Origin of the sequence: Microtetraspora sp. NBRC 16547 (genome assembly GCF_030268965.1) — a bacterium.
GTDB lineage: Bacteria > Actinomycetota > Actinomycetes > Streptosporangiales > Streptosporangiaceae > Microtetraspora.
In genome coordinates, this window is sequence record NZ_BSSE01000002.1 from 37,246 (window position 1) to 57,351 (window position 20,106).

The 20,106-nt window shown below is 71.4% G+C and carries 15 protein-coding genes; 5 read left to right on the forward strand and 10 right to left on the reverse strand.

The window, feature by feature from the left end; translation table 11 throughout:
* Positions 1-86: 86 nt before the first annotated feature.
* A complete protein-coding gene (locus QSK17_RS02900) occupies positions 87-1,298 on the reverse strand; it encodes an SGNH/GDSL hydrolase family protein (protein WP_285702777.1) in 1,212 nt (403 codons plus the stop codon).
* Between the two features lie 415 nt (positions 1,299-1,713).
* Between QSK17_RS02900 and QSK17_RS02905 the strand changes: the two genes are divergently transcribed.
* Entirely contained in the window at positions 1,714-2,508 is a 795-nt protein-coding gene (locus QSK17_RS02905; RefSeq protein ID WP_285702779.1) for a tyrosine-protein phosphatase, read from the forward strand.
* 52 nt (positions 2,509-2,560) lie between these two features.
* On the opposite strand, the gene QSK17_RS02910 is transcribed toward QSK17_RS02905, so the two are convergent.
* From QSK17_RS02910 to QSK17_RS02920, 3 genes are read right to left on the reverse strand one after another with little or no spacing between them, the layout of a single operon-like run.
* On the reverse strand, positions 2,561-3,337 hold the full coding sequence (locus tag QSK17_RS02910; protein ID WP_285702780.1) for an ABC transporter permease: 777 nt from the start codon (positions 3,335-3,337) through the stop codon (positions 2,561-2,563).
* Positions 3,334-4,881, reverse strand: a complete 1,548-nt coding sequence (locus QSK17_RS02915) for a DUF1349 domain-containing protein (RefSeq protein WP_285702781.1) — start codon at positions 4,879-4,881, stop codon at positions 3,334-3,336. The genes QSK17_RS02910 and QSK17_RS02915 overlap by 4 nt, the downstream gene beginning before the upstream one ends.
* Positions 4,878-5,807 carry an ATP-binding cassette domain-containing protein gene (locus QSK17_RS02920; protein WP_285702782.1) on the reverse strand — a complete coding sequence of 310 codons (930 nt, stop codon included), beginning with the start codon at positions 5,805-5,807 and terminating at the stop codon, positions 4,878-4,880. Before QSK17_RS02920 ends, QSK17_RS02915 begins: the two co-directional genes overlap by 4 nt.
* A 110-nt stretch (positions 5,808-5,917) precedes the next feature.
* Between QSK17_RS02920 and QSK17_RS02925 the strand changes: the two genes are divergently transcribed.
* Positions 5,918-7,111, forward strand: coding sequence for a HAMP domain-containing sensor histidine kinase (locus QSK17_RS02925; protein ID WP_285702783.1), 1,194 nt, complete (start codon positions 5,918-5,920; stop codon positions 7,109-7,111).
* Positions 7,108-7,797 carry a response regulator transcription factor gene (locus QSK17_RS02930; RefSeq protein ID WP_285702784.1) on the forward strand — a complete coding sequence of 230 codons (690 nt, stop codon included), beginning with the start codon at positions 7,108-7,110 and terminating at the stop codon, positions 7,795-7,797. Before QSK17_RS02925 ends, QSK17_RS02930 begins: the two co-directional genes overlap by 4 nt.
* Before the next feature lie 33 nt (positions 7,798-7,830).
* Here QSK17_RS02930 and QSK17_RS02935 read toward each other — a convergent pair whose 3' ends face one another.
* Positions 7,831-8,883 carry a Gfo/Idh/MocA family oxidoreductase gene (locus QSK17_RS02935; RefSeq protein WP_285702785.1) on the reverse strand — a complete coding sequence of 351 codons (1,053 nt, stop codon included), beginning with the start codon at positions 8,881-8,883 and terminating at the stop codon, positions 7,831-7,833.
* A 137-nt stretch (positions 8,884-9,020) separates the two neighbouring features.
* A complete protein-coding gene (locus QSK17_RS02940; protein WP_285702786.1) occupies positions 9,021-9,926 on the reverse strand; it encodes a proteasome assembly chaperone family protein in 906 nt (301 codons plus the stop codon).
* Positions 9,927-10,240: 314 nt separating this feature from the next.
* On the opposite strand from QSK17_RS02940, the gene QSK17_RS02945 reads away from it, so the two are divergent.
* Positions 10,241-11,239 carry a 4-epi-cubebol synthase gene (locus tag QSK17_RS02945; RefSeq protein ID WP_285702787.1) on the forward strand — a complete coding sequence of 333 codons (999 nt, stop codon included), beginning with the start codon at positions 10,241-10,243 and terminating at the stop codon, positions 11,237-11,239.
* Between the two features lie 124 nt (positions 11,240-11,363).
* Here QSK17_RS02945 and QSK17_RS02950 read toward each other — a convergent pair whose 3' ends face one another.
* Positions 11,364-13,475 carry an ATP-binding protein gene (locus QSK17_RS02950; protein WP_285702788.1) on the reverse strand — a complete coding sequence of 704 codons (2,112 nt, stop codon included), beginning with the start codon at positions 13,473-13,475 and terminating at the stop codon, positions 11,364-11,366.
* Between the two features lie 226 nt (positions 13,476-13,701).
* On the opposite strand from QSK17_RS02950, the gene QSK17_RS02955 reads away from it, so the two are divergent.
* Positions 13,702-13,875: a hypothetical protein gene (locus QSK17_RS02955; protein ID WP_228644807.1), complete on the forward strand. Its 174-nt coding sequence runs from the start codon at positions 13,702-13,704 to the stop codon at positions 13,873-13,875.
* Positions 13,876-13,956: 81 nt separating this feature from the next.
* Here QSK17_RS02955 and QSK17_RS02960 read toward each other — a convergent pair whose 3' ends face one another.
* The 3 genes from QSK17_RS02960 to QSK17_RS02970 all read right to left on the reverse strand — a co-directional run bounded on the left by QSK17_RS02960 (position 13,957) and on the right by QSK17_RS02970 (position 20,087).
* Positions 13,957-14,823 carry an ABC transporter permease gene (locus tag QSK17_RS02960; RefSeq protein WP_352231763.1) on the reverse strand — a complete coding sequence of 289 codons (867 nt, stop codon included), beginning with the start codon at positions 14,821-14,823 and terminating at the stop codon, positions 13,957-13,959.
* Positions 14,824-14,825: 2 nt separating this feature from the next.
* A complete protein-coding gene (locus tag QSK17_RS02965) occupies positions 14,826-17,471 on the reverse strand; it encodes an alpha/beta fold hydrolase (protein WP_285702790.1) in 2,646 nt (881 codons plus the stop codon).
* A 108-nt stretch (positions 17,472-17,579) separates the two neighbouring features.
* Positions 17,580-20,087, reverse strand: coding sequence for a beta-glucosidase family protein (locus tag QSK17_RS02970; protein ID WP_285702791.1), 2,508 nt, complete (start codon positions 20,085-20,087; stop codon positions 17,580-17,582).
* Between the last annotated feature and the right edge of the window lie 19 nt (positions 20,088-20,106).

Below are 20,106 nucleotides of genomic sequence, written 5' to 3' on the forward strand. Positions count from 1 at the left end.
CGCAGGGCCGTGAGCTCACAACCGTGGACCGGGGAGTCCCGAGTTCGCACCGTGTACGTCAGAGATGCGAGTTCGCACCGTGTACGTCAGAGATGCGAGAGCCGCACTGTGTACGCGAGCCTGCGGCGCCCGGCGTCGCTGAGATGTAGGTGGTCGCCGTGGTCGTACTCAGCGGCGAGTTGTGCGGGGAATCCGGGGTCGCGCACCGCCTGGTCGAAATCGATCACGCCGTCGAACGCCTTGCTGGTCCGGATCCACACGTTGACCTGCTGGCGGATCTCCTCGCGTTCCTCGGTCCAGGTCGAGTACCCGTAGAACGGTGTCAGCGTGCCGCCCAGGATGCGCAGCTTTTTGGCATGCGCCTGTTTGATCATCTTCTTGTACGCGTCGATCAGCGGCTTCGCCGACGTGTACTCCCCGCGGGAGATGTCATTGATCCCTTCGAGCACCACCACCGTGCGGACGCCCGGCTGCGAGAGCGCGTCCCTCGTGAACCGGGTCAGCGCGCTCGGCCCGACGCCCGAGGACAGCATGCGGTTTCCGGCTATGCCGACGTTGAGCACACCCACCCGCTTCTCGGCGGGCAGCTGTCCGACCCGCTGGTAGAGGTAGTCGGTCCACCGCCGGTTGGCGTCGTTGCCCTGGCCGGTGCCGTCGGTGATGGAGTCGCCCAGCGCGACGACGGAGCCGGTGCCGCCAGCGGTGGTCACCGCGATCCGGTCGAGGAAGTACCACTGCGTGCTGGTGGTGGCGAACGCCTCCGCGGACTCATCGGCCGCGTAGTTCCCGGGCGTGGACAGGTAGGTCGTCGCGTAGGCCCGATCGTGGCCGGTGACCTCCTCCACGGTCGTCGGGACGTAGAGGCTGATCACCATATCCCGGCGGCCGGGGATCTTCCCGGGGAGTGGGTCGCTCCAGATGGCCTGGCCGGGCCGAACTGTGATCCACTTGCGCCCGTTGAAGGTCAGCGCCTGGTTGGTCTTGGTGACGATCTCGGCTCCGTACGCCTGGAGGCCGATGTGGACGCTCTTGAAGGTGACCGGCTCCGTGCCGAACACGTTGGACAGGCGGATGCGCAGGCCGGAGCCTCCGATGCTGGTGCGCGCCACCATGCGGATGGTCTGGCCGCCGATCGTGGTGGTCAACCGGTCGCCGGCGGTCAGCCGGTCACTCGCGGCGGACCACGTCCCCACCAGGCGCCGGGACTCCGCCCCGGCCGGTGACGTGGGAAGCACTCCCGCCATCACCGCAGTCATGACCAATACCGCCATGGCCAACCGGTGAACCGGCCGTCGCATCGTCGTCCTCCTGTTTGATCGCCTTCTGCGACGGCTTACATTACGGGCATTTGTCACAGTAGACGCATGAGTCAGCGGTGAATCCTCTGGAAAAATCGGTCCACCGCGACGCGTGTTCCGGATGACCGTGACGCGATCGGTTGATGATCAGCAGGTGATCGGCGGTCGGGTGGCCGCTCGCCCCGACATGCGGGCGACGAACGCGCCCTGACAGGTTCCGTCGTGTGCCGACATACTCGGCCCGGGCTTCTGACACGCCGCATGGTGTCGCCACACGCGGTGATCCGCTGAGCCCCGGCGGCCTCTGGCAGGTGCGTCCCGGGGGCCTCTGGCCGGTACGGAGGACGCGACCCGGCCATCGAGCATTCACTCTCCTCTCATGGTGCCGACGCGCGCGCCGGATAAGGTCGAGGCGATGAACGAACATGAGCGTTGGATAGCTCTCGACGGCGCAGTCAATGTAAGAGATCTCGGCGGCCTCCCCACCGCCGACGGAGGGGCCACCAGGTTCGGACGGATCCTCAGAGGCGACAACCTCCAGGGACTGACCGCCGGAGACCTGGCCCGGCTGGTCGGGGAGTTCAAGCTCAGGCACGTGGTCGACCTCCGCTCCCAGGCCGAGGTACGGCTGGAGGGGCCGGGCCCGCTGACCCGGATGCCCGAGGTCGGACACCACCACCACAGCCTGTTCGCCGAGGCGGGCCGGTTCACCGACGTGGAGGCCGACACCATCGACGGTGACCGGGTCCTCCCCTGGGGACGGTCGCCCAAGGTCGACGAGGAACTGCGGGTCACCGGCTACTACTACGGATATCTCCGCGCGCGGCCCGATTCGGTGGTGGCGGCGCTGCGGGTGCTCGCCCGCGACGACGGCATGGCGCTGGTCCACTGCGCCGCGGGCAAGGACCGCACCGGCGTGGTGAGCGCGCTCGCCCTCGCCGTCGCCGGAGTGACCCGGGAGGCGATCATCGCGGACTACGCCGTCACGGGTGAGCGGCTGGAGGGAGTCCTCGCCCGCCTGCGGGCCAGCGACACCTACCGGGCCGACCTCGACGGCAAGCCCGCCGACCACCATCTGCCGCGTCCGGAGTACATGGAGCAGTTCCTGTACACGCTCGACGTGCGGTTCGGCGGCCCGTTCGGCTGGCTGGAGCGCAACGGCTGGACCGACGGCGACACCGAGGCACTCCGCTCCCGCCTCATCGCCTAGCCAGTAAGCCGGCTCCAGCGCGAGAGCGCGGGGTGCCGGCTGTGGGGCGGGGTCACGCGTCGCGCGTCCGTAGCAGCAGCCCGCCGCACAGCAGCGCGGCGACGGCCCACGCCGCGAGCACGGCCAGGCCCGCCCACGGGCTGAGCGGCAGGGCCGACAGACGCGTGGTGGCCTGGACGGCGAGCCCCGCGTTCATCGGAGAGATCTGCCACAGGAGCTTCTGCAAGCCCGGATCGGACACCATGAGGGGAAGGGCCGACAGGATGTAGAGCAGCCCGAACACGATCCCCATGGCGATCGCCGAGTCCCGTACGGCGACCGCGACGCCGAGACTGAGCAGGGCGATGAGCGCCAGATAGAGGACCGAGCCCGTGGCCGCCCGCAATGTCGGCCCGTCGGCCAGGGACAGCAGCGGCTGGCCGTGTTCGGGGACGAAGCCGTTGCCGGCCAGGATGAGCCGCCCGGCCAGCACGGACGCGAGCACGGCGCCGGTCGCCGCGGACAGCGTCACCCCGGTCAGGACGGCCGCCTTGGCGGTCAGGACGGTGACCCGGCGCGGCATGGCGGTGAAGGTGGTGCGGACCAGGCCGGTGCCGTACTCGCCGGTGACCGCCAGCACGGCCAGGATGGCGACGACGGCCTGGCCTGCCTGGACCCCCATGAGGCTGAGCTTGGGGACGTCGTAGGCGCATCCCGCGGGCGGGCAGGAGACCACCGCGGCCGCGGCGGCGCTCGCGGCGGGGGTCAGGGTGACGACGGCCAGCAGCAGCCAGCCGATTCCTGGCAGGGTGCGCAGTTTGGTCCACTCGGCCGACAGATGCCGCCTCATGCGTCCCTCCGGCGAATCCGGACGACCGCCAGCCCGAGGGCCAGCGCCGCGTAGGCGCAGAGCACGGACAGGCCGGCCCAGGGGGCCAGCGGGTAGTAGCCGGCCGACGGCGCGTAGTACGCGAGGACGTGCGGGTACTCGGGGATGCTCTGCTGGACGGCGAATCCGGCGGCCGGGGTGAGCCGGAGCAGCCACTGGGCCGCGCCGAGCGGCAGGACGGACGTGGTCGCGAGGACGTGCGGCACGACGATGACGGCGACGGCCACGGTGACCGCCGCGGCGCTGTTCCGGAACAGGGCGCCGAGAGCGAACGCGAGGACGGCGGCGACGGCCAGCAGCGCCGCGACGCCGGCGATGACGCGCAGTTCGGTGAGTGTGCTCACCGGGAGGACAGGGTTGCCGTTGGAGCGCAGGATCCGCGTGCCGACGACGACCGCGATGCCCGCCGCGGCCAGCCCGGCGACGAACGTCACCGTGCCGATCACCGTGGCCTTGGCCGCCAGCACTCGGCCGCGCCGCGGGCCGGCAAGGAGGCTGGTGCGGATCAGGCCCCGCCGGTATTCGGCGGTCACGAACATCACCGCCGCCACGATCACCACGATGAGTCCGGCCGGCAGGCCGGAGAGGGTGCTTTCGATCCGCTGGCCCTCCCCGGTCGGCCCGATGTCGCCGACCCCGGTCACGGTGTAGGTGTCACCGGACTGCGCGAACCCGCCCGGATGGTGGGGCGCCCCGTCGGGCTCCAAGGTCACGCCGATGTCGTCCCGCTCCCATGCGCCGCCGGACGTCCTGCCCTCCAGGGCGACCTGGTCGAAGACGGCGATGGCCTCGGTGAACCGGACCGCCTGGATGCTCCCGCCGAAATCGGCCTGCTGGACCGTCAGGTCGCCCGGAGAGGCGACGAAGAGCCCGACCTGCACCGTGTCCGGCAGTCCGGCCAGCCGGGCGGTGCCGACCACGGTCCAGTGCCGGCCGTCCGCTGACTCGTAGCCGGTGAGCTCTTCCCCGGAGCGGGTCAGCCGCAGCCAGCGTGGGGAGTCCTTCGACACGCCGCCCGGGCGGCCGGCCATGTCCCCGGTGAAGTCGTACTGCATCCGCACCCCGTGGCCGCCGGTGACCATCGTCGCCGCGTACGTGGATCCTTGCCGGGTGCCGTCCTTGACGATGACTCCGGCCTTCGCCCACGGCACGACGCCGTCGACCTCGTTGCGCACCCCCGGGGTGACGTCGGGTTTGCGGATGTGGCCGGTCATGGAGCTCACCCGCGCCGTGATGCTGCCGTCGCCGGTCAGCGGCTTGTGCACGAAGTAGAACTTGTCGTCCACCGCCTCCCCGCCCGGCCCCACCGGAACGGCGGGGCAGACATCGTACGGACCGCCGCACGAGGTGTGGCTGCCCGACGCGGAGACCAGCCCGAGCGTCACGATGACGAGCGGCGCGACCGCCAGGCCGAGCACCCAGCCGCGTACCGTCCTGAACTTGGTCCACTCGGCGCGGAGCAGGCGCCCGAAGCCGCCGCGTCGCGGGGCCGTGCCGGCGCTCATCGGCCCGCCTCGGCGTCCGCCGCGCGGAACTCGACCGCGTTCCGGGTGAGCTCCAGGTAGGCCTCCTCCAGCGTGGCCCGGTCGGCGGCCACCTCCGAGAACGGCACGGCGCCGGCGGTGAGTGCCGCCACGACACGCTCGGCCGCCAGCCCCGAGACGGTGATCACATCGCGGTCGGCGACGGCCACGGTGGCCCCGGCCTGCGACAACGCCGTCGTCGCCCGCTCCCGGGCCGTCGTACGCAGCCTGACCCGGTCACGGGACGCGGCGGCGATCAGGTCGGCCACGCTGGTGTCGGCCACGACCCGCCCCCGGCCCACCACCACGAGATGGTCGGCGGTGTCCTGCAGCTCGCTCATCAGGTGGCTGGAGACCAGGACGGCGCGGCCCTGCGCGGCCAGCGAGCGCAGGAAGCCGCGGATCCACACGATGCCCTCGGGATCGAGGCCGTTGACCGGCTCGTCCAGCATGAGCACCGGCGGGTCGCCGAGCAGTGCGGCGGCGATGCCGAGACGCTGCCGCATGCCCAGGGAGAAGCCGCCGGCCCTGCGGCGGGCCGCCGATCGCAGGCCGACCTGATCGAGCACCTCGTCGACCCGCCCGGCGGGCAGACCCTGGGAGTGCGCCAGCCACAGCAGGTGGTTGCGCGCGGTACGGCTGGGCTGTAGCGCTGCGGCGTCGAGCAGGGCGCCGACGTGGCGCAGCGGAGTGCGCAGGCTCCGGTACGGCCGCCCGCCCACCAACGCGGTGCCCTCGTCGGCCGCGTCCAGGCCGAGGATCACCCGCATCGTGGTGGACTTGCCCGCGCCGTTGGGGCCGACGAAGCCGGTGACGTGTCCCGGGGACACGGTGAAGGACATCCCGTCCAGCGCCACGGTCTGGCCGAACCGCTTGCGCAGGCCGTGGACTTCGATGGTTGCGTGCATGGCTCCGGTTGTACGGACCCGGACCTAACACGGCCCGAACGAGTCCTGTCACATCGGTGTTAGGTCGGGCACGGCATCCTGAAGGTCGGCACCGAGCAAGGAGATGACCGATGAGGACGCCGCGTCGTCTGGCCATGCGGGCCCGCACCGTGCGGTGGCGGTTCACCGCCCTGTACGGTGCCACGTTCCTCATGTCCGGTGCCGGACTGCTGGTCATCAACAACCTGGTGGGACTGTGGGGGACGCAGACCAGCCACGCCCTGCCTCCCGGCGCCGCGCCGGGCCGGCCGGCCACGCTCGAGGCCGCCATGGAGCTCAACCAGCTCCTCCAGGCCGAGCTGTCGCAGGTGAAGGCCGCTCAATCGCGTCAGCTCCTGGTCGGCTCGATTGTCGCGCTGGCCGTCATGGCCGTGGTGTCGGTCGCGCTGGGCCGTGTCGTCGCGGCCCGGGTGCTGCGCCCGCTGCGCACGATCACCGCGGCCACCCGCCAGATCTCCGCCGACGACCTGCACAAACGCCTGGCCGTGGCGGGCCCGGCCGACGAGGTGAAGGACCTCGCCGACACCATCGACGGACTGCTGGAGCGCCTGGAGGCGTCCTTCGCCGCCCAACGCCGGTTCGTCGCCAACGCCTCCCACGAGCTGCGCACCCCGCTGACGACCATGCGGGCCTCGCTGGACGTGGCCATGGCAAAGCCGGAGCCGGTGCCGGCCCAGACGGCCGCGCTGGCCGACCGGCTCCGCGCCGAACTCGACCAGGTCGACCGGCTTCTGGAGGGCTTCCTCCTCCTTGCCCGCGCCCAGCACGGCGCGTCGTCCGACAGTACGGCGTTCTCCCTCGGCCGCGCGGTGTCCGCGGCCCTGGACGCCCGCGCCGCCGACATCGCGGCCAAGGGACTGACCGTTCATGACGGTACGGTCGACGACCGCGCGTGGACGCGGGGGGACCCGACACTACTGGCCCGGATGATCGACAACGTGATCGACAACGCCGTCAAGCACAACCACGACGGCGGCTGGATCCGGTGCGCGACCGGGGCCGAGGGCGAGGGCGCGTTCCTCATCGTGGAGACGGGCGGGCCCGTTCTCGATCAGGGCCAGGTCGCGCTGCTGGCGCAGCCGTTCCAACGGCTCGGCGCGGACCGGACCGGCTCCGGCAACGGCTCGGGGCTCGGCCTGTCAATCGTCGCCGCCGTCGCCGCCGCGCACGGCGGCACCCTGGACCTGCGTGCCCGGCCCGAGGGCGGCCTCCGGGTCGCCGTCTCGCTCCCTCTGACGAGCGCACAGGCGGGTGTCCCGGCGTGAGGGTCCTGGTAGTGGAGGACGCGCGCGCCCTCGCCGCCGTCCTGGTCGAGGGGCTGTGCGATCAGGGCATGGCCGTGGACGTGGCGTACGACGGCCTGGAAGCCGCGGCCAAGCTCGACCTCAACGCCTACGACGTGGTCGTCCTCGACCGCGACCTGCCGGGCATCCACGGGGACACCCTCTGCCGGATGATCACCGAACGCGACGACCGCGTCATGGTCCTGATGCTGACCGCGGCCGGCTCACCCGGCGACCGGGTCACCGGCCTGAGCCTGGGCGCCGACGACTACCTCGCCAAGCCCTTCCACTTCCCCGAACTGGTCCTGCGCATCCGCTCCCTGGCCCGCCGCCAACCCTCCGCCCGCCCCCGGACCCTGCGCGCGGCGGGCATCGAACTCGACCCCCTACGCCGCACCGTCACCCGCGACGGCCGGCTGCTCGATCTGTCGGTCAAGGAGTTCGCCCTCCTCGAAACCCTCCTGCGCGCCAGCCCCGCTTTCCTCAGCAGCGAAGACCTGCTCGAACAGGTCTGGGACGAACACGCCAACCCGCTCACCAACACCGTGACCGTCACCATCGGCCGGCTACGCCGCAAGCTCGGCGACCCCCCGATCATCACCACCACACCCGGCGTGGGTTACCGCATCACCGATCCACCCGGGGACGGCGCGCCGCCTGCCCGCTGAGGATCGCGCGGGCACCCGGCGCGGTGGACCCGCCTAGCGCGTCTCCAGGGCAACGGTCGTACGGGTGGCCGCGGAGTGCCTGGCCGCCTCCAGGACGGTGAGTGACTCGACGGCGTCGCGCGGATCGACGGGCGGCGGGGCGCCGTCCCGCAGGCACGCCACGACACCGGCGTAGAACTCCTGGTAGGCGCCCGGCTCCGTCGGGACCGTGCGGTTGTCGCCCTCGACGCCGAGCTCACCCCAGCGCTCCCGCGCCTCCACACCCCAGCCCTCGCCGCCCGGGCGCTCGCCCGCGCGCAGGCGGTCCTCCTGCTGGTCGAGGCCCCATTTCACGTACGCGCTCCGCGATCCGAGGACCCGGAACCGGGGGCCGAGCCGTCCCGCCACCGCGCTCATCCACAGGTGGGAACGCGTTCCGTTCGCGTGGGTCAGCGCCACGAAGGCGTCGTCGTCACACAGGACGCCCGCCCGCCGCACGTCGGTCTCCGCGTACACGGTGGACACGGGGCCGAGGAGCTGGATCGCCTGATCCACGAGGTGGCTGCCGAGGTCGTAGAGCACGCCGCCGATCTCGTCCACGCCGCCCAGCTCGCGCCAGCCGCCCTTGGGCACCGGACGCCAGCGCTCGAACCTGGACTCCAGCCGGTGGATCGGGCCGAGCTCCGGCAGCAGGCGACGGATGGTGAGGAAGTCGCCGTCCCACCGCCGGTTCTGGAACACCGTCAGCATCAGGCCGCGCTCGCCGGCCAGCCGGACGAGGCCACGGGCCTCCGCCGCGGTGCCGGCGAGCGGCTTGTCCACCACGACCGGCAGACCCGCCCCGAGCGCCGCCCGCGCCAGCGGCACGTGCGTGCGGTTGGGCGAGGCGATCACGATCACGTCGCATCGGCCGGGAAGCTCCTCGGCCGACGTCACGACCTCCGCGCCGGGATACGCGTGCCGTACCCGGCCGGCTCGTTCGGGGTCCCTGGTGACCACCGCGGCCAGCCGGAGGCCGGGGGTGGCCGCGATCAGCGGCGCGTGGAAGAACGCGCCGGCCGTCCCGTACCCGGCGAGGCCGACGCGGATCTCAGACTCGTACGGCATGGCCCAACGATATTGGCCCCATCAGCCCCATTAGCCGCATTAGCCCCATTAGCCCCATTGGCCCCGCGACGCGTCCTCTGAAGGGCCGACCCGGCCACCCATGTGGCCTGACGGAGTGATCGTCGCCGGGCGGCGGATCAGTTGTCCCGGTCGTCGCGCTCGGCCAGGAACGCCTCGAACTGGGCGGCCAGCTCGTCGCCGGTCGGCATGGGGGTGTCCTCCGCGAGGAGGTTCTCCCGTTCGGCGCCCGACTGGAACGCGTCGTACTGCTGCTCCAGCCCTTGGATGGCGCTCGACAGCTCGTCGGAGGCCTGGATCTGCTCCTCGATCTCGCGGTTGGTCTTCTCGGCGGCGTCCCGGAGGGCCTCAGTGGGGAAGACCAGGCCGGTGCCCCTGGTGACCGCCTCCAGGGCCGCCACCGCCGCCTGGTGGTACTCCGCCTGAGCGAGATAGTGCGGGACATGCACCGCGTATCCGAGCGCGTCGTGCCCCTTCGCGCCGAGGCGCAGCTCGATCAGGGCGGCGATGCTGCCTGGCACCTGGACCTTGCCGAACGGGCTGGGCGGCCCGGCGACCAGCTCGGGCCGGCTGCCGTGCGCGGTGAGGCCGAGCGGGCGGGTGTGCGGGACGCCCATCGGGATGCCGTGCACAGTCACCAGCTTGCCGACGCCGAGCTGGGTCACGAGCATGCCCACAGCCTCGGTGAACAGCTCCCACTCGCGGTCGGGCTCCGGACCGGTCATGATCAGGAAAGGCGTGCCGGTCACGTCGTCGGCGAGGTAGACGGCCAGCTCGGGCGTGTCGTAGTCCGCCCAGTGGTCACCGTCGAAGGTCATCACGGGGCGCCGCGAGCGGTAGTCAAGGAGTCTGTCCACATCGAACGTGGCGATCAGCCGGTGGTCCAGCTCGGAGAGCAGGTGCCCGAGGGCCAGTCTGCCCGCGCCACCGGCGTCCACGAAGCCCTCGAAGTGGTAGAGCAGCACCGGATCGGCCAGCTCGGGGGCGTCGCCGTCGAGCCTGTAGAGATCCGTCGGGTCGAGCACCTGAGTCCCAGCCTTTCCTCATGAACGCTTCTCTGGTGAACCAGCGAGAGGTCCCGTGGATTCCGCGTCGGTGTGGTGGACCCTACCGGGTGGACAACGGCTCCCATGGAGTCGGACCCGGAACTGGAGGAGTTCGCGACCAAGCCGCCCGGGCTCGGCACCCCCTGCATGTTTCGGGCTGGACGGGCCGTTCGAGAAGAGTGATCCGGAGGTAGAGGAATATCCCACGCGGGGTGGTATTTCCACTAAGTCCGCAATTCGGGTATTTGCTGTGACTCTAGCTATTTGTTGAAGCGATAGTCATGCTGTTGGGCGTGTCTAATCCTTCCGCGCTTTCCCAAAGCAGACCGCTGTTGCGCATCCCCGCGCTGACCTGCCCGTTCCCCAGCGAGGTCAATCCGTACGTCGAGGAAGTGGACAGGGACACGCTGGCCTGGCTGGCCGCGTCCGGAATGATCGAGGGGACCGAAAACCTCGGACGTTACGGCGCGGCCAGGTACGGCTGGCTTGGCGCGAGAACCTATCCGTACGCCACCCGGGAGTTGTGCCGGCTCGTCACCGACTGGTGCGTGTGGCTGTTCGCGTTCGACGACGTGTTCTGTGAGTCGGACCGGGCGGCGGCCGAGATCGCCAGCGCTCTCCCGCTGTTCATCTCCGTCATCGACGACCTCGACGACGGCGACCAGGTCGGCAACGTCTTCGCCCGGTCCTTGCTGGAGATCAAGACCAGGATCGCCGCGGCGGGGAACGCCGACCAACTCGACCGTTGGCGGGCCATGACCAAGGACTACCTCTTCGCCCAGGTCTGGGAGGCCGCCAACAGGGAGCAGGACGTCGTCCCGTCCTTCGACGACTACATCGTCATGCGGCGCAGGACCGGCGCGATGCTCACGGTCTTCGCGCTGATCGACGTGGCCGCCGGCAGCTACCTCACCCCCGACGAGTGGCGGCTCCCCGACGTGCGGGCGATCACCGAGCACGCGAACGACGTCGTCGTCTGGGACAACGACCTCATCTCGTACGCCAAGGAGCGCTCTGGCCCGAACATCAACAACAACCTGGTCAGCGTGCTCCGCCGGCACAAAGGGTGCTCCACCCAGGAGGCCATGGACCTCATCGGAGGGATGCGCAACGAGGCGGTCGCCGGGATGGTGTCGCTGAAGCCCCGGCTCGACGCCCTCGGCTCGCCCGGGGTCGCGGCGTACGTCAAGGGCCTGGAGTGCTGGATCAGCGGGAGCGTGGACTACTCGCTGACCAGTTCCCGTTACTCGCAGGCGTGGCCGGCACCGGCGCTGCCCGGCGTCGACGATTGAACGCCGACCCGTGAAAGCCCGCACACGAACATCGGCACATGAACACCGGCACACGAACACCGGCACATGAACACCGGCACATGAACACCGGCACATGAACACCGGCGTCTGAGCACGAGGCCGATCAGTCCAGGGCGTGCGGCTCCTCGAAGTCGTCCAGCGCGTACTCGATGAGCTCGCTGAGCGAGAGCCGCGTGCCCCGGCTGTACGCCTCCTGGTAGGCGGCGTCGCCGAGGAGCTTCTCGCACTCCTTGACGCACTGCTCGTGCTCGTTCGTGAAGAAGGGCGACCCGAACTGCGGCAGCCCGAAGGTCCGCCAGTTGGTCTGGGCCGCGCCGAGCAGGTGGGCGGTGTACTCCGGCCGCCCCATCTCGAGGTAGAGCCCCGCCATCACGTCCACGCACAGCACGATGCCCAGGACGTCGTGGAAGTGACGCTTGATCCGCAGCGCGGACTTGCAGCTCTCCAGCGCGTCGTCGCGACGGCCGGTGGCCCGCTGGACCTGTGCGGTGGCATACCACGCGTACGAGCGCAGCCACTGCTCCCCGCGCTCGGTGCACACCTTGATGCAGTCGCCGAGGAGCTCTGCGGCCTCGGCATGGTCCCCCTGTGCGAACAGGACCATGGACAGCTCGACGATCGCGGGCAGTAACCCGGGGTTGAGCTCACGCCCTCCCCGGTGGAACTCGATAGCCACGCCGAGCAGGGCCGTGGCCTTATTGGCATCGCCCTGCAGCATGGCGGTGGTGCCCTGCATCTTGGTCGCCAGGATGACGGCCCCGGAGTCGCCCGCGCGCACCGCCTCGCTGCTGCACTCCTCGGCCGCCGCGAGCGCGCCCGGCAGGTCGCCCTGAGCGCTGCGGATGTACGCGAGCACCCACAGGGCCTTGCACCGTTCCTTGCTCGTCACGCGTGACGCCGCGAGCGCCCGCTCCAGGTAGACCGCGCCCGCCCGGGCGAACCCGCACGCGACCCAGAGGAACCACAGGGACGACAGCAGTTCCAGCCCGACGCGCGCCTCGACCGGGTCGGACAGGCAGTAGTCGAGCGCGACCCGGATGTTGTCGTGCTCCTGCCCCATCCGGATGTACCACTGGACCTGCCGGGGACCCGACCAGGAGTGCTCGCCGTCCCTGGCGAGCTGGAGGTAGTGATCGCGGTGGCGGCGCCGCAGCGTCTCGGTCTCGCCGAGCTTCTCCAGCCACTCGGCGCCGTACTGCCGGAGCGTGTCGATCAGTCGGTACCGTTGACCGACCGGGGTGGTGAAGCTGAACAGGATCGACTTGTCGACCAGGCCAGTGATCACGTCCAGGATGGTCGCGGCCTCCAGGCTGTCGCCCACGCAGACGTAACGGGCCGCGTCCAGGTCGAAGTCGCCCGCGAACACCGACAGGCGGGCCCACAGCAGCCGCTCGGCCGGCTCGCACAGCTCGTGGCTCCAGCCGATCGCGGCGCGCAGCGTCTGGTGCCGCGGCAGTGCCGTACGGCTGGCGCCGGCCAGCAGGCTGAACCGATCGGTGAGCAGCGCGAGGATCTGCTCGACCGACAACGCGCGCAGCCGGACGGCGGCGAGCTCGATGGCGAGCGGGATCCCGTCAAGTCGCCGGCACAGCTCGGACACGGCCGACACGTTGCTCTCGTCCACCACGAAGTCGGGCACCACCGCGCTGGCCCGCACGGCGAAGAGCTGCACCGCCTCGTTGGTGTACGGGTTCTCCGAGGGATCGTCTCCCGGCACGGCGAGCGGCGGGACCGCGATCGTGTACTCGCCCGGGGCGTTGAGCGACCGGCGGCTCGTCGCGATGATCCGCAGGTTGGGCGCTCGGAGGAGCAGCTCCTGGATCAGCTCGGCGCAGGCGTCCACCAGATGCTCGCAGGTGTCCAGGATGAGCAGGAGCTCACGGTCGCCCAGCCACTCGGCCAGGGTCTCGGAACCGGCCCGGTGCGACTGGTCGGCGATGCCGAGCGCCGACGTGATCGTGTGGTGGACCATCCCGGCGTCCTGCAGCCGCGCGAGGTCGGCGTACCAGACGCCGTCCTTGAACTGCTGACGCACCAGATGGGCGATGCGCAGAGCCGTACGAGACTTGCCGACGCCTCCGATCCCGGTCACGGTGACCAGTCGGGAGTCGTGCAGTCGTTGTCTGATGGTGGCGAGAAGCCTGGTTCGGCCCACGAAGCTGGTCAGCTCCGCGGGCAGGTTGCCCTCTCGACGCCATCCTGCTGGCGTTGCCATGCCGCCTCACGGGGGTCGCGTCCGGCCTGCTACCTGTTTCCGCATCGTACCTTTGCTGCCGGTTGAATGTTCGGGTCTGAGATCTTCGACTGTCACCTCTAGTAAGGAATCACCTTTTAGCGGCATATTCCGGTGTAATTCACCGTGATTTACGGCCATCTGGGATGACGGCCGCGACGCGCCGACGGGGCACGCGGCCGGCCGCCGGTCCGGTTACCATCGTCGTGTGACTGAGCGGCACCCGGATGACATGCGGCCGGTGGACCTCTTTGACGAGGGACTGCCGGTGCTGCCCGACCAGACCAGCGACGACACCGACCTCGGGTGGGGCGAGTGGCGCGGCGACGCCGATTCCGACGACGCCCGGCTGATCGAGGAGCGCCCACCGCACTGGGACTAGGTCGCAACCAGAAGCGGATGGTGCGGACCGGCGCGCGGCTGGGTGTCGTGTGGGCCGCTCTGGGCCGTCCTGCTCGGCGCGTCAGGACACCACGTCTTTGGCGCGGAAGCGCCGGAAGGCGACCGCGATGAGGATCACCGAGTACGTCACCGAGACGGCCACGCCCTTGATCATCCCGCTGTAGTCCGGGTCGGGGGTGAGGGCGTCGGTCCAGGCGTTGTTCCAGAACGTGGGCAGGAACTCGCGGATGGAGCCGAGCGCCTCCACCGCCTGCAGGATGCTGCTCACGATCACCAGGCCGACGGCGCCGCCGACCGCGCCGAGGGGCGAGTCCGTGCTGACCGACAGCAGGAACGCCATGGAGGCGACGACGAACTGGCTCACCAGGGCGTACCCCACGACGACGGCGAACCTCGGCAGCGCGTCGGCGGCCGGGATCGTCTCGCCGGTGCCCGGCACCTGGATGTCGTTCCAGCCGAAGGCCAGCGTGCCCGCGACCAGCGCCATGAGCGGCAGCACGGTCACCGCCGCGGCGGAGTAACCCATCGCGACGATCAGCTTCTGCCGTAGCAGCCGGTCCCGTGGCACGGGCGCGGCCAGCAGGTAGCGCAGCGACGACCAGTCGGCCTCGCTCGCGACAGTGTCCCCGCAGAACAGCGCCACCGCGACGACCAGCAGGAAGCTCGCGGACACCGACAAGGCGAAGGCGGCGAAGTTCAGCCCTCCCTGGGTGGCCAGATCCGACAGCCGCAGGGTGTTGCCCTGGCCGGCGGGTCCGGGGCCGAACTGGAACGCCACCACCAGGATCCACGGTAGGGCGAGCAGCAGCCCGAACATCGCCTTCGTCCTGCGGCGGCGCAACTGGCGGACGAACTCCACGCGGAGTGACAGCGTCCGTCCGGGCGCGTACCCGGGCGCGTAGCCGGGGGCCGCGGGGTTCCCGTTCACGCTCAACGGTTCTCTCCGATCAGGTCGAGGAAGGCGTCCTCCAGGCGGGGACCCGGTCCGTCCGAGGGCGACCGCACACCGAGCAGGTCGCCGACGGAGCCGTGGAACATGAGTCGGCCGCGGCGCATCACGACCACGTGGCTGCACGTCTGCTCGACCTCGCCGAGCAGATGGCTGGAGACGATCACGGTACGGCCGCCCTCGGCGTACGCCTTGAGCACCTCGCGCATCTCGGCGATCTGGGGCGGGTCCAGGCCGTTGGTGGGTTCGTCGAGCACGAGCAGGTCGGGCAGGCCGAGCATCGCCTGGGCGATGGCCAGGCGCTGGCGCATGCCCTGGGAGTAGGTGCGCACCGCGCGGTCCAGCGCGGACCCCAGCCCGGCGATCTCCAGCGCCTCCTCAAGGTGCGCGTCGCGAGAGGGCCGTCCGGTGGCCTGCCAGTAGAGCTCCAGGTTGGCCCGGCCGGTCAAGTGCGGCAGGAACCCCGGGCCCTCCACGAACGACCCGAGCCGCGACAGGACCGGCGCGCCGGGGACCACGCGGCGGCCGAAGATGTGGATCTCGCCCTCGTCCGGATGGATCAGTCCCATCATCATCCGCAGCGTGGTGGTCTTGCCCGCGCCGTTCGGTCCGAGCAGGCCCAGCACCTGGCCCTTCTCGACCTGGAACGAGAGGTCGTCGACCGCCTTCTCGCCGTTGCGGTAGCGCTTGGTCAACCCGGTCACCCGTAGCGGGATGCCGTCCGGCGCGCCGTCCTCGGCCGCTGCTGTACGGCGGCGGCCGGTGAGGAGGAGCCCGGTGGCGATGACGATCGCGGCGAGCGGCAGGGCCCACGTCCACCAGCCCGGCCCGGTCGCGGGCGTCGCGAGCGACGCGTCGCTGGGAATGGTGAGGGCGTCTTCGGCCAGGCCGACGCGGTACACGGCGGGCGCGGTGGGCGTGGCGTATCCGAGGTCGGTGGTGGTCAGCACGAGCCGCAGCCGGTGGCCCGCGGCGAAACTCCGGTCGATGGCGGGCAGCGTGACCGTCGCCTCCGTGCCCTTCTCCGTCGCGGCGACGCGCAACGGGGCCACCAGATTCGACGGCAGGACGGGCCGCCCGCCGCCCGCGTCGTAGAGCTTGGCGAAAAGCGTCACCTCGCCGGTGCCGTACACCTTGATCCGGACCATGGGCGTGCCGGTGACGTGCAGCGGCCGGGAGAGCGGCGCGGACTCGAAGACCGCGCTCTGGCCGGGCACGTCCATGGCCATGCCCGAGCCGGCGGCGGCACCGCCGAGGAGGCTGCCGAGGCCGGGGACCGCCGAGACCGAGGTTGGCGATCCGCCGGGAGGGTTGGCGATCTCCTGGTCGGGACCGGAGATCCGGAGCTGTGACCGGGTCGCGCCGTACAGGCCGGGATAGGCCGTTCCGGTCGCGTGGACGACGACGGGACGCCGCGTTCCTGCGTCCCGCCCGCCGTCCCGGGAAACGGTGAAGACATCGGGACCCCGGATGCCGGGTGCCGCTGCCCCTGCGCCCGCGTCGGATGCCCGGCCCGCCTCCACGCCCGGCACGGGAGAGTCCTTGAGCCAGCGGTCGAGCCAGGCCGTGACCCGTTCGCGCACCCAGTCGCTGTCGGCGTCGTCGCCGCCGCCGTCGTGCCCACCGCCCATCCACATCACCTCGACGGGCGCCCCCGTCGCCGCGATGACGCGAGCGTTCGCGTCGGCCTGGCCCAGTGGGAACAGCGAGTCGCGCTGGCCCTGGACCAGCAGCGTCGGGATCCTGATTTGCCCGGGCACGGAGACCGGGCTGGAAGCACGCAGCAGCTTCACAGCCTCGGGGGTGGCCCGGCCGGTCTTGGCGACGGTCTGGTACATCTCGCAGATCTCGGGCAGGAACCGGCCGCACTGGACCTGCCGCGCCGTCGGCGCCGGGCCGCCCGGCGCCGGACCGGTGGAACCGCCGGTGGAACCGCCAGCGAAACCGGCGGCGGAACCGATGGGGCCGCCGAAGGGTGACGTGCTGCCGCCGGCGCCGAAGAAGAGACCGGCCCACATCTTCTTGAACACGCCCTGCTCGGGGCCCTGCCCGGTGGACTCCGGGAACAGCGCGTCGGCCAGGTCGTACCAGGTGATCTGGGGGGCGATGGCGTCGATCCTGTCGTCGTAGGCGGCGGCCATCAGGGCGATGGCCCCGCCGTACGAGCCGCCCGCGACGCCCACGCGCGGGTCGCCGTTCCCGTCGAGCCGCACCTCGGGCCGCCGGGCGAGCCAGTCGACGAGCTGGCGGACGTCCTTCACCTCGTAGTCGGGCGAGTTCAGCGCGATCTCGCCGGTGGACCGCCCGAACCCCCGGGCCGACCAGGTCAGTACGGCATAGCCGTGCCCGGCCAGCCGCGCCGCCTCGTCCCGCAGGTCGTCCTTGCTGCCGCCGAAGCCGTGGGCGAGCAGCACCGCCGGGGCCCGGCCGCCGGAGGCGGGCGGGTAGAAGGTGGCGTCCAGCGTCACGCGCTGGTCGTCGGCCGGGCCGTCCACCACGGGAATGGCCACGTCCTGGCCGTGCACCCGCGGTTCGGACGGCCACAGGAGCCAGGCGAGGCCGCCGACGACCACCAGCGCGAGCGCCACCAGTGCGGCAAGGGCACGCCGCCCACCCCGAAACGTCATGCCGAGAGCCTACTGAGATCTCCTGAGAACCGGCTGAGACGAGATGACGGCGGGGCCGCGCGCCTGGGCGCGTACGTCCGCGCCCGGGCACGAGGATCGGGGGGCTGATCAGTCGAACGTGATGGCCGTGGTGAGCCGGATGTCGTCGAGGGAGTGACCCGTCTGGAGCGTGTAGGCGCCCTCGACCAGCCGCCAGCCGCCGTCGGCCCAGATCTCGGCCGCGCGGCGCGGGATCTCCACCACCACCTCGGCGGTCTCGCCCGGCCCGGCCTCCGCCACGGCGAACCCGGCGAGCCAGCGCGCCGGGCGCGTCCCGTCCGGCGTCACGGTCCCGTCCGGCGTCACCGGACCGCCCTGCGTCGCCGTCTCGTCCAGCCCGTCTGATGCCACCGGCGCCAGGTAGACCTGGACGACCTCGCGGCCCGCGCGCCCGCCCGTGTTGCGCACTCTCACCGTCAGCGTCCCGCCGCCGTGTTCGCCGCTGTACTCGGCCGACTCGTACTCCCAGGTCGTGTAACCGAGGCCGGAGCCGAAGCCGAAGGCCGGCGCGGTGCCCGACCGCTCCCAGGCCCGGTAGCCGATGAACACCCCCTCGTCGTACGGCAGGGCGCCGTCGCGGGGCGTCACCTCGACGACCGGGCAGTCCTCCAGCGTGGCCGGCCAGGTGGTGGGCAGCCGCCCGCCCGGCTCGGCATGACCGAGCAGCACGTCGGCCAGTGCGTGCCCGCCCTCCTGGCCGGGGAACCAGGTGAGCAGGATCGCCGCGACCTCGTGCCGCCACGGCATCTCGACCGGGGAGCCGGAGTTGACCACCACGACCGTGCGGGGGTTGGCGGCGGCCACCCGCGACACCAGCTCGTCCTGGCGTCCAGGAAGCTTCAGCGAGGTGCGGTCGAAGCCCTCGCTCTCGACCTCCTTGGTGGTGGCCACGACGACGACGGCCACGTCGGCCGCCGCGGCGGCGCGCACCGCCTCCTCGATCAGCTCGTCCGGCCCCGGCGACGGCTCCCGGTGGCCCAGCGTGAACCCCACGAACGGGAACGGCAGCAGCTCGGAGGGGAGCGTTTCGTGAACGAGACTGACCTCGACCGGCTCTCCGGCGGAGAGATCGATGTCGGCGACGGCCTGCGGTGGCGCGAGGAAGAGCGCGATGGGGTCGTCGCTCTCGCCCGTGATCATCTCGTCGAGGTACGAGCGGCCGCCGACGGTCAGCCGGAACCGGCCCATGCCGATGGCCGAGAACCGGTGCGCGCCGCTGGTCTCCGGGACGAACGTGCCGCGGATCTCGACGCTGCGCAGCTCCTCGAACACGACGCCTTCTGGCAGCTCACCGAGCCACTGGACCTCGCCTTCGGGCAGCGGGAACTCGCTGAGGACCCGGCCGTCCTCCGCCCGGCAGACCGCCCGGACGGGGAAGCGCGCGGGGGCGAGCCGATCGCCGGGGTCGGCGCCCCTGGCGTACGTCAGCCGCGCCCCCGCGGCGGTGAGGCCGTCGAACGGGGAGACGGTGTGCTCGGGGGAGACCTGGGCGCTGCCTCCTCCCATGACGCGCGCATCCTTGGCCGCGCCGCCGATGAGCGCGACGGAGGGATCCCCGGCGAGCGGCAGGACATCGTCGTTGCGCAGGAGGGTGAAGGAGCGGACGGCCACCTCCCGCGCCAGCGCCTCGCCGTCGACGACAGGAGGGACGGCGGGCAGTGGCGAGCCCTCGAGCGCGCCGACCCGGGCGGCCAGGGTCAGCACCCGGCGCGCGTGCTCGTCCACGACCTCCTCCGGCACCTCCCCGGCGCGTACGGCCGCCGCCAGCGCTTCGCCGTACACGGTGGAGGGGCCGGGCATGGCGACGTCGAGCCCGCCGAGGGCGGCGCGGATCGTGTCGCGTGCCGCGGTCCAGTCCGAGACGATGAAGCCGTCGAAACCCCATTCGTCGCGCAGGATCCGGTTCTGCAGTTCGGCGTGCTCCGTCATGGTGTGCCCGTTGACGGAGTTGTACGCCGCCATGATCCCGAACGGTCCGGCCTTCCTGACCACGGTCTCGAACGGCGCGAGGTAGAGCTCGCGGAGCGCGCGCTCGCCGACCAGCACGTCGACGGTCATGCGCTCGGTCTCGGAGTCGTTGGCCACGAAGTGCTTGACGGTGACCGCGACCCCGCCCTCCTGGACCCCGGTGACGTACCCGGCGGCGATCTCGCCCGTGAGGAGCGGGTCCTCGGAGTAACACTCGAAGTGCCGCCCGCCGAGCGGGGAGCGGTGCAGGTTGACCGTGGGAGCCAGCAGGACGTGGACGCCCTTGCGCCGGGCCTCCTGCGCCAGCAGGTTGCCGACCCGCCGGGCGAGCGTGACGTCCCAGGTCGCGGCGAGGGCGGTGGGGCTGGGCAGCGCGATCGACGGGTCGCCCCCGGACCACTGCGTGCCGCGCACGCCGATCGGCCCGTCGGACATCACGATCGGCGCGAGGCCGATCTCCGGCAACGGCGGCAGCGTCCACATGTCCCGCCCGGCGAGGATGCGGGCCTTGTCGTCCAGGCCGAGGCGGCTCAGCGCACGCTCCACCGGCTGGAGCTCCGGCCGCTCCGCGTTCTCCCCGGTGCTATGTGTGGTGTTGTTCTCGGACACTTTCAGCGAACTCCCTTGA

Excerpts from the sequence above, each read along its gene's own strand:
- QSK17_RS02935 (WP_285702785.1), bottom strand. The coding sequence starts at position 8,883 with ATGCCGTACGAGTCTGAGATCCGCGTCGGCCTCGCCGGGTACGGGACG.
- QSK17_RS02910 (WP_285702780.1), bottom strand. The coding sequence starts at position 3,337 with ATGAGGCGGCATCTGTCGGCCGAGTGGACCAAACTGCGCACCCTGCCA.
- QSK17_RS02925 (WP_285702783.1), top strand. The coding sequence starts at position 5,918 with ATGAGGACGCCGCGTCGTCTGGCCATGCGGGCCCGCACCGTGCGGTGG.
- QSK17_RS02905 (WP_285702779.1), top strand. The coding sequence starts at position 1,714 with ATGAACGAACATGAGCGTTGGATAGCTCTCGACGGCGCAGTCAATGTA.
- QSK17_RS02965 (WP_285702790.1), bottom strand. The coding sequence starts at position 17,471 with ATGACGTTTCGGGGTGGGCGGCGTGCCCTTGCCGCACTGGTGGCGCTC.
- QSK17_RS02915 (WP_285702781.1), bottom strand. The coding sequence starts at position 4,881 with ATGAGCGCCGGCACGGCCCCGCGACGCGGCGGCTTCGGGCGCCTGCTC.
- QSK17_RS02950 (WP_285702788.1), bottom strand. The coding sequence starts at position 13,475 with ATGGCAACGCCAGCAGGATGGCGTCGAGAGGGCAACCTGCCCGCGGAG.
- QSK17_RS02920 (WP_285702782.1), bottom strand. The coding sequence starts at position 5,807 with ATGCACGCAACCATCGAAGTCCACGGCCTGCGCAAGCGGTTCGGCCAG.
- QSK17_RS02900 (WP_285702777.1), bottom strand. The coding sequence starts at position 1,298 with ATGCGACGGCCGGTTCACCGGTTGGCCATGGCGGTATTGGTCATGACT.